1 protein-coding gene is annotated in these 472 nt (G+C 63.1%); it reads left to right on the top strand.

Translation table 11 applies throughout. The annotated features are described in order from the left end of the window. A partial coding sequence (locus AC0IYH_RS29325; protein WP_471837538.1) for an ATP-dependent metallopeptidase FtsH/Yme1/Tma family protein occupies window positions 1-472 on the top strand: 472 nt, incomplete at both ends.

The following is a 472-nucleotide window of genomic DNA, read 5'->3' as shown; positions in this document are numbered from 1 at the left end:
GACAAGCAGAACGGAACCGAGGGCGGCGGGCCTAACCCCTGGATGAAGAGCCTTCTCATCTGGGTGGCGATCCTGCTCGGCCTGGCGCTGTTCGTGACGATGATCGACGGTCGGACCACGACCTCGGGCACCGGCAACCAGATCGCCTACTCGGCTTTCCTCGACAAGGTCGACGAGGGCACGGTGCGCGACGTCAACATCAGTCGTGACATCATCACCGGCACGATGACGAGCGGTGAGAAGTTCCGCTCCTATCCGATCCAGGATGCGACGCTGGTCCCGACGCTGCGGAAAAAGGGCGTGACGATCACTGCCAAGCCGGAGGAAGGTCCCTCGGTCTGGATGGTCCTGCTGTACCAGTCGCTACCGTTCCTGCTGTTCCTCGGCATCGCGTTCTTCGTGTTGCGTCAGATGCAGAAGGGCGGCGGCGCCAATGGCGCGATGGGCTTCGGCAAGAGCCGCGCGAAGATGC

It is taken from the genome of Pseudomonas sp. AC463 (genome assembly GCF_979253585.1).
The sequence above is the reverse complement of the archived record's forward strand: the minus strand, read 5'-3'. Positions and strand labels throughout refer to the sequence as shown.